Consider the following 7493-nt stretch of genomic DNA (forward strand, 5'->3'; position numbering starts at 1 on the left):
CGAAACCCTCTGGCGCCACCACCTCACCACCACCCCCCACACCCCCCACCAACCCACCACCCCCCTCGACCTCCTCGGCGACTGACCCCCGCGCACCGTCGTCGCCAAGGGACTTCGGGTGCCCTTCGCGGCCCGGGTCGTTCAGGCGCGGAGGCGAAGACACACCGTGAACCCGGGAGTCCGAGCCGAACCGGGCGGCGTGACACGGTTCCGCGGAACACTGCGATCGTCGGATGCGGAACAGGGGGCACGGTTCCGCGGAACACCAGGCGTCGGAGCCGGGGCTTGCCTGAGGGAGGCGCGGTTGCGCGGAACGCCTCGCCCCCTGGCGCCGCCGCACCCGCCGTCGGCGCCTCCCGCGCCCACCCGGCCATCGGATGTCATCAAGATCAGCGCGAAGATCCAGGTCATATTGCGGTCAGCAGATGCTGGCGGGTAATCCCCGTTCAACCGGCCCCAACCGTCATCACCCTCCAGCAGTTCCCGACGCAACACCAGACACCCACCGAAGATCTGACCATCAGGTGGGCTTGTCTTTGGTTGCGGGGAGCAGTCGGCGGCGGCTCCGGCTGCCTCCCCGCGGCCGGCGCAGGCAGTCCCGCTCCGGATCGATCCGGCCGACCAGGGCTCTGACCTGCATGAATGTCACCGGATCGGGGAAACCCCGCGGCGGCGGAGACGTCGAACGCGTATTCGATAAATAATTCCCCCACAATGTTGCCGTGTTCGCGGTATCGTCGTGAGCGTTCAGAGTCTAGATCATGCGTCGGCATTCGACCGAAAGGGTGCTGATGGTCGATCTTGTCCGGCTCAGCTTCGGCGCAGCCGCCGCAGAACGAGACGTCCGACGGGGACTCGACTCCTATTTTATCGAGTCCTCCGCATACAACCAGGTGAGCTCGGGAACGAAGACGATCCTGGTCGCGAACCGGGGCGCCGGCAAAAGTGCGATTTTCAAGACCATGGCGCACCGGCAGCGGGACGCGGGCCGCTCGGTAATCGAGCTTGCCCCGGAAGACTACTCCTACGAGTTCCTCAGCTCCGCCATGACCCGGGAGCTGGACGGCGCGTGGGCGAAGCTGGGCGCCTACGCGACGGCTTGGAAGTACCTGATTCTTGTGCTAATCATGAAGGAGCTCACCCGTCGCCACGGCCGGCTGCGCCGTGGCGCGGAAAGCCAGATCCACACCTATCTGCGGGATCATCACGTGGGCGGGACGACAAGCGCCTTCGACGCCTTCGTCTCCTACCTCCGCCGGATCGAGTCGGTGAAGATAGGCCGGTACGAGGCGGGTGTGCGCACCCGGGAGCTGCAGTACCTCTACAAGCTCCAGGAGATCGAACATCTGCTGCCCCCGCTGGTACGCCTGTGCGAACGCAGTCGAGTGACGGTGCTCGTCGACGAACTGGACCGCGGCTGGGACGCCTCCGAGGACGCCCAGGCGTTCGTCGCCGGTCTGTTCCAGGCCTGCATGTCGATAAATGATCTTTCGCCGCACCTCCGGATCTGCATGTCGCTGCGGCAGGAGCTCTACGACAGCATTCCGGCGATATACGACGACGCCCAGAAGTTCCGCGATCTCATCGAGGTCATCTCCTGGGACGAGGCGGGGCTCTGGACGATGATAGCCGGCCGCATCCGGCACACCGTCCCCGACCTGAGGAGCCGCACCGACGATGACTGCTGGGGCGCGGTCTTCACCCGGCCACTGTGGTCCTTCCGGTACATGACAGACCGTTCGCTGTGTCGTCCCCGAGAAATCATTCAGTACTGCAGTCACGCGCTCGACCACGCCCGCACCCACAGCTCCCGCAAGTCGGTCAGAATCACCCCGCGGGATATCCAGGCGGTCGAGTCGACGTATTCGGCCGAGCGGTCGCGTGACATCGCGGCCGAGTACCGGTTCCAGCATCCCGGCCTGCTCGGCGTCTTCCAGACGTTCCGCGCCGGGCCGCCCGTCTGGAGCCGCGCGGACCTGGAACTGTTCCTGCTGGACCTGGCCACCGGCGCGGTCCACACAGCCCCGGAAGCCCGGTCATGGGTCGACAGCCGGGAACCGGAGGTGATCCTCGAGGTGCTGTGGAACGTCGGTTTCCTCGTCCCCGCCGGGGACGCCGTCGCCGACCACGAGCGGACGCCGGCCGGCGCCGCATCCCAACAGGCGACCAGGACCGACGAGATCCGCCGGCCCCGGCGTCCGCGGCCCGCCCTGCACAGCGTCACCGAGTTCGCGCTCCACCCGATGTTCCACCGCTACGTCATCGACCGGTGAGTCATCGATCGATGAGTGGCCGATCGGTGAAAAGGCGGCGTCGGCGAATGGGCGTGCATGACGGCGAGATGACGGTGCCGTGTGCCGACGGGAAGAAAGGGCCGGGGCGGCCGCGCGACCATTTTCACACCGTGCAGCCAACACCCCTGGTTCGGTCCTGTTAATCGGGTTACCGTGGGCCGCATGCCATCGGCGGGTCTGGCCTGGCAGACCCTTTCCGACCCCGGGGCGCTCGCGCTCGTCGACGCCGACTCGGGTCGAGCCGCCGCGCTGGCCCGGCCCCATCCCGCCGACCTGCCGATGGTTCAGATCGTCGACATTGAACGCCTCGCCTGGGGCTGGTTGTCGCCGGCGAGTCGGCCGCAGTCCGAGCGGCACCTGCAGGAACAGGTCACCGCCGACCCGCTGAACACGATGCGCGGGCTGTGCTGGCTGATGGCGATGTGGGTCGTGGCCGTGCATCTGCGCACCGGCCGCCAGCCGACCGTCCTCGTCGCGGACCTGCGCGTCCCGGGAATCTGGCAGGGGCCCGAGACGCCGGCGAGCGCGGCTGTCTGGGAGGACCTGGCGGATCGCATCAGGCTCGGCGTCCTCGCCGCGCTCACCGGCGACGGCGACACCGACACGCGGTTCGGGGAGGCCCTTCACCACCCCGCGAACATCGCGCCCGTCCTGCTCGGCTACGCGCTGCGCATGCTCACGGAGCTACACCGGCAGATGCTGGACCACGGCATCGATCCGCGGGAGATGGCGGGCACCCTGGCCCTCTACACCGTCGATCCTCAGGACCGCGCGACCGCCTGCTTCCGCCCGTTGACCTGACCGCCCGGCCGGCCGGCGGGTCCGTGGGAGTCCGGCGGTGTCACCGCGGAACGCGCAGGAGAAGTCTGGTCGGCCGCGTCGATGTAGACGACCCGGGTCGTCCCGCCGTGCCCGTGGATGGCGAGCAGAGTCTCCATCGTCGGATAGATCGCGATGGAGTCGTGCTCGGAATCCCACCACAGCACGCAGGTGCCGTCGGGCGCCTGCGCCCCGAACGCCACCGCGCCCGTCCCGGACACTCCCGAGACGTCGACCTCACGCTCCAGCTCGAACCGCCGCACCTGGCGAGCAGACATCGCCACGACCTCCTTGCGGGGCACCGCACCGTACCCGTAGGCATCGCCCGTGATCCGGTCCGGCGGGCGACTCGGGCACCGGGTCCGGGTGAGGCGCCGACCCGACCGGATCGACCGGCCTGCGCTGCGCGTCGGGGCGCCCGTCGGCCGGTTGGCCAACGGTAGCCGGTGATGTCGGGGTGGGTCACCTGTATGCCTTCATAGCACCGTCCGGGTAGCCCGACCGGGGGAGTACCTCCGGGGGAGGCCGACGGCCGGGCCTGCACGCAGCGACGCCGACCGCCTCCTCACCCGATGGTCAGGGACTCGACCGGACGGTCGCCAGCGGCGCATCCTCCGCGTCCGGGGACGTGAGGTAGCGCGCGTAGCCGGACTGTCCCCGCAGATGCAGCGCGAGGAAGGCCACGATGTAGTGGTCCGCGAGCCGGTGGGCGTCGGCGGGAGCGAGCTGCGGCGGCCAGCAGGTGGCCGCGGAGGTCAGCGCGATCTGCATGCCCAGCGGAGCCGGGATCCCGGCGGCGCCGAGCAGCCCGGCCTGCCGGCAGATCTCGGTCCACGAGTTGTGCGTGGCGCCGGTGACGGCGACGGTCATTCGCGGGTGGGAGTCGACCAGGAGGTTGAACGCCCGGTCGTTGTTCTCGGGAATCGGTACCGTCCCGTCCTGGGTGCCGCCGATGAGCAGCGTCGGCACGTGCACCTCGGCGAGTGACGCCGCGGGCAGCACGGAGGTCGTCGCCGCGAGCCCCACCGACGCCCGGATGCGCACGTCGGCCGGCACGGGCAGGGTGGCGATGCTGGACACGACCGCGGTGAACCCGCCGAAGGAGAAGCCGACGACGCCGATCTGGTCGGGCCGGATCCGCGCAGCGTCCGGACAGGACCTGGCGGTCAGCGCGTCGATGACCGCGGAGACGTCGCGGGGCCGGTCCGTCGCCAGGTCGACCTGGCGCTCCTCGCGCCCCGCCGCGGCGTCGGTCATCGTGTCACCGGGATGATCGGGGGCGGCGACGAGGAAGCCGTGACCGGCCAGCGCCTCCATCAGGAAGGCCGACTGAGTTCGGCTGCCGAAACTGCCGTGCGAAAACACGACGAGGGGGAACGGGCCCGGCGCCGGGGCTGCATCGGTCACGGCGCTCGCGGACGGGAGCCCGACGTCCCCGACCAACGGGTAGAACGCCGGCTGCCCGGGCCCGCCCAGGTCCGCCGGGCCGGCGGCCGCGACCTCGGGGCAGGCTCCACCGGCATCGGATTCGACCGTTGCGCGCGGCCCGCCGCTCGGCCCATGCACCCCGGCCACTCCCGCCACTGCGGGGAGGGCCGAGCCGGGGGTGGCGGAGCCGTTCGGGCGGGCCGGGTACCACAGCGAGGTCACGAGAACACGGCCAGGGCGGCTGGAATCGGTGATCTGCACCGTGCGGTAGCCGATCTGCCAGGGTCCCGGCAGGTCCGGATCGGACACGGCGTCGGCCGGGGCGGCCGCGGCGGCGCCGGTGAGCGACCCCCCACCGCCGCCGGACGGCCCGCCACCCGCGTGTGCCGGCGCCGCCGAGCCCACCACGCAGCCGAGCAGGACCAGCAGGGCCAGCGGGACGACGGCCAGGGCAGCCGGGCGCCGCATCGACGGCGCTACGGTTCGGCGCATCACCGCATCACCGCGTACCCGATCACGCTACGCATCATGACAACGACACTACCGAGAGTATCGGAACGTCGCCGAAGTAGCGCCCGGCACAGTGGCCGCATGTCGCTCGACGCGCGGCTTTACCGGCTCCTCGCCTTCGCCAGCTCAGCCCTACGTGGCCCCGCCTGCGGCTACCCTGCCCTCGCGGTGAGACGGGTACAGCGCGGGGCGACCGCGTCGATCAGGTCCTCGATCTCCTCGACGCAGCCACCGCAGCCGGTGCCAGCGTCACAGCGCGCGCCGATCTCGTCCACGTCGCGGGCACCAGCGGCGATCACTGTGCGCAGCGTCCGGTCGGACACCGCGAAGCAAGAACAGACGAGCACCGCACCTCACCAGCCCGAGGCGGCCAACCCACCCGGGGTTGGCCGGCAGTTGGCGGACCCTGCCGGGAGGCCGCGACGCCGGTCCAGTCGGACCGACCCCTTAGCTTAGGCTTCCCTAAATGCAGGGTGCCATGCAACACCCCTCAACGCAAGATGGCCGTATCGCTCGTCACCCTCGGGAGCAAGTGCCCTGCAGCCGCCCTGCCGGCCTCGGCGCGGGGGACGGACGCCCCCGCCCGTCCCGCTGTCACGCGCGGTTACGCGCCCCCGACGGCCGGCACGAGCGCGACGGCCGCGTCGGGCTCGGTGACCCGGAAGGTGAAGCTCTCCTCCAGATACAGGTCGACGGTGTCCGCCGTGTGCGAGGCGTACCCGATCGAGAGGTCCTGGCCCGACTCGAGCACGAAGTCGCCGCCGCGCAGGCTGAGCACGACCGCGCCGGTGACCCCGGGGGCCTGCACGACGGGCCCGTCGAGGATGTGCTGGAGGTGGGTCAGCAGCAGGTAGCCGCCGTGCTCGGCCGTCTCGATCACCGCGGTGTAGCTGTCCGGCTCGAGGGCCAGGGCGTACGGCCCGGCGATACCGGCGCGGCGCAGCAGGGCGACGGCCTTGGCCACGGTGCGCGGGTAGCTGTCGGTCCCCGCCGGCAGCGCAAGCTCGGGATGCGCCGAGGCCCGCGTGATGCCGACCAGGCCGGCCTGCTCGTAGCCGTGGAAGACGACCGAGTTCTCGGTCATGGCGACGCGACGCACCGCCTCCTCCAGCGGCGCCAGGTCCAGGTCGTCGGCGCCGCGGTCGGCATCGGCGAGCTGAGCGCGATCGAGGGTGAAGCCGACGCGCAGCTCGATGACCGGCTGCACCTGGCGGACCCGGGCCTGCACCCCGGCCGCCGGCGGCTCGGACAGCGCCGCCACCCGACCCAGCGGGGTCGCGGAGTACTCCCAGCCGTGCGGCCCGGCGAAGTCCACCACCTTGCGGGCGGCCAGGTTCGTCGTGAGGCGGGCCTTCGCCTCGTCGTCCACCGCCTGCCAGGCAGCGTCCGTCAGCGGGGCGTGGCCGCGCAGCAGATGATTCACTCGCCTACACCTTTCAGACTGCCGATTCCGAGGGAGCCGTCACCGGGCTCCGCCGCCTGCCGCTGCACCACCGCGCCCGGGTCGCCGGAGCCACCCCGATCCATGGCCTCCTCCTCGACCTCGGTCACCGGCCCGGAGGTGAACAGGTAGGTCCGTAGCTGGGTGTCCAGCACGGGATCGTGGCGACGCAGCCACTCCAGCGTCATCGCCGCGTGTTCCTTCTCCTCGTCCCGGTTGTGCGCCAGCACCTGGACCAGTTCCGGGTCCGTCGCGGCGTCGACCCGCTGGTCGTACCAGTCGACCGCCTCCAGCTCCTCCATCAGCGAGACGATCGCCCGATGCCGGTCGACCGTCTGCGCGGAGAGCTTGTCGGGCTGCTCGTGCAGCCCCATGCTTGAGTCGCCCATGGCGATTGCCTACCACGCTGACCCGCTGTTACGCCGGCACGGGTGCGCCGTCACACCGACCGTCACCACCGTCAGCGCGACGGCAACGGGATGATCTCCACGCGGCGGTTGGCGGCGCGGCCCCGCGAGGTGCCGTTGCCCTCGACCGGCTCGCCGGAGCCGAACCCCGCGGCCCGCACGAGGTCGGCGCGGACGCCGTGGCTCGTCAGATAATCGGCGGCGGCCTGGGCCCGGTTCAGCGACAGGGCCTGGTTCAACGCGGACGGCCCCGAGGTGTCGGTGTAGCCGCCGACGAGGACGGCGAGATTTCCGCCGCGCAGGGCGGCGGCGACCCTGTCCAGGCGGGCCTGCGCCGACGGGCTCAGCCGCGCCCCGGACACCGGGAAGGTGACGACGTGCCCGTCGAGGGCGGCCCGCAGGCCCGCCAGAGTCTCGGCGGTTCCGGCCGTCCCCGTGGTCCCGGCCGTCCCCGTGGTCCCGGCCGTCCCGGCGGCGGACGTCCCCGACTCGGTGGCGGCGCCACCCGACCGGGCTGCGGCTGCGGAACCGGCGCGGGTGACGACCAGGCGATCCGCCAGCGTGGCACCGGGGACGACAGCGGCGGTCGCGGCC

8 protein-coding genes are annotated in these 7493 nt (G+C 71.3%); 2 read left to right on the forward strand and 6 right to left on the reverse strand.

What is annotated here, in order from left to right; all coding sequences use genetic code 11:
• The first annotated feature begins 791 nt into the window (after window positions 1-791).
• Together ND748_RS20660 and ND748_RS20665 are read left to right on the forward strand one after the other, a co-directional pair.
• Entirely contained in the window at window positions 792-2273 is a 1482-nt protein-coding gene (locus ND748_RS20660) for a P-loop ATPase, Sll1717 family (RefSeq protein ID WP_251747648.1), read from the forward strand.
• Between the two features lie 183 nt (window positions 2274-2456).
• Window positions 2457-3095: a hypothetical protein gene (locus tag ND748_RS20665; protein WP_251747649.1), complete on the forward strand. Its 639-nt coding sequence runs from the start codon at window positions 2457-2459 to the stop codon at window positions 3093-3095.
• Here ND748_RS20665 and ND748_RS20670 read toward each other — a convergent pair.
• From ND748_RS20670 to ND748_RS20695, 6 genes are all read right to left on the reverse strand, one after another.
• Complete coding sequence (locus ND748_RS20670) at window positions 3056-3391, reverse strand: hypothetical protein (protein ID WP_251747650.1); 336 nt, start codon at window positions 3389-3391, stop codon at window positions 3056-3058. The two genes, ND748_RS20665 and ND748_RS20670, sit on opposite strands and share 40 nt — an antisense overlap.
• A 298-nt stretch (window positions 3392-3689) precedes the next feature.
• On the reverse strand, window positions 3690-5033 hold the full coding sequence (locus tag ND748_RS20675) for a dienelactone hydrolase family protein (protein ID WP_251747651.1): 1344 nt from the start codon (window positions 5031-5033) through the stop codon (window positions 3690-3692).
• A 170-nt stretch (window positions 5034-5203) separates the two neighbouring features.
• Window positions 5204-5398 carry a (2Fe-2S)-binding protein gene (locus ND748_RS20680; protein WP_251747652.1) on the reverse strand — a complete coding sequence of 65 codons (195 nt, stop codon included), beginning with the start codon at window positions 5396-5398 and terminating at the stop codon, window positions 5204-5206.
• A gap of 257 nt (window positions 5399-5655) precedes the next feature.
• Window positions 5656-6474 (reverse strand): family 1 encapsulin nanocompartment shell protein, encoded by an 819-nt coding sequence (locus ND748_RS20685; RefSeq protein WP_251747653.1) that lies wholly within the window; start codon window positions 6472-6474, stop codon window positions 5656-5658.
• Window positions 6471-6881: a ferritin-like domain-containing protein gene (locus tag ND748_RS20690; RefSeq protein WP_251747654.1), complete on the reverse strand. Its 411-nt coding sequence runs from the start codon at window positions 6879-6881 to the stop codon at window positions 6471-6473. Before ND748_RS20690 ends, ND748_RS20685 begins: the two co-directional genes overlap by 4 nt.
• A gap of 71 nt (window positions 6882-6952) precedes the next feature.
• Window positions 6953-7493 (reverse strand): OmpA family protein (locus tag ND748_RS20695; RefSeq protein WP_251747655.1); only part of this gene is annotated, 541 nt, incomplete at its 5' end.

It is taken from the genome of Frankia sp. AiPs1, assembly GCF_023716945.1.
Lineage (GTDB): Bacteria > Actinomycetota > Actinomycetes > Frankiales > Frankiaceae > Frankia.

Bases quoted from the DNA above. Each gene is read 5' to 3' on its own strand.
- ND748_RS20660 (WP_251747648.1), top strand. From the start codon at position 792: ATGGTCGATCTTGTCCGGCTCAGCTTCGGCGCAGCCGCCGCAGAACGA.
- ND748_RS20665 (WP_251747649.1), top strand. From the start codon at position 2,457: ATGCCATCGGCGGGTCTGGCCTGGCAGACCCTTTCCGACCCCGGGGCG.
- ND748_RS20670 (WP_251747650.1), bottom strand. From the start codon at position 3,391: ATGTCTGCTCGCCAGGTGCGGCGGTTCGAGCTGGAGCGTGAGGTCGAC.
- ND748_RS20675 (WP_251747651.1), bottom strand. From the start codon at position 5,033: ATGCGCCGAACCGTAGCGCCGTCGATGCGGCGCCCGGCTGCCCTGGCC.
- ND748_RS20690 (WP_251747654.1), bottom strand. From the start codon at position 6,881: ATGGGCGACTCAAGCATGGGGCTGCACGAGCAGCCCGACAAGCTCTCC.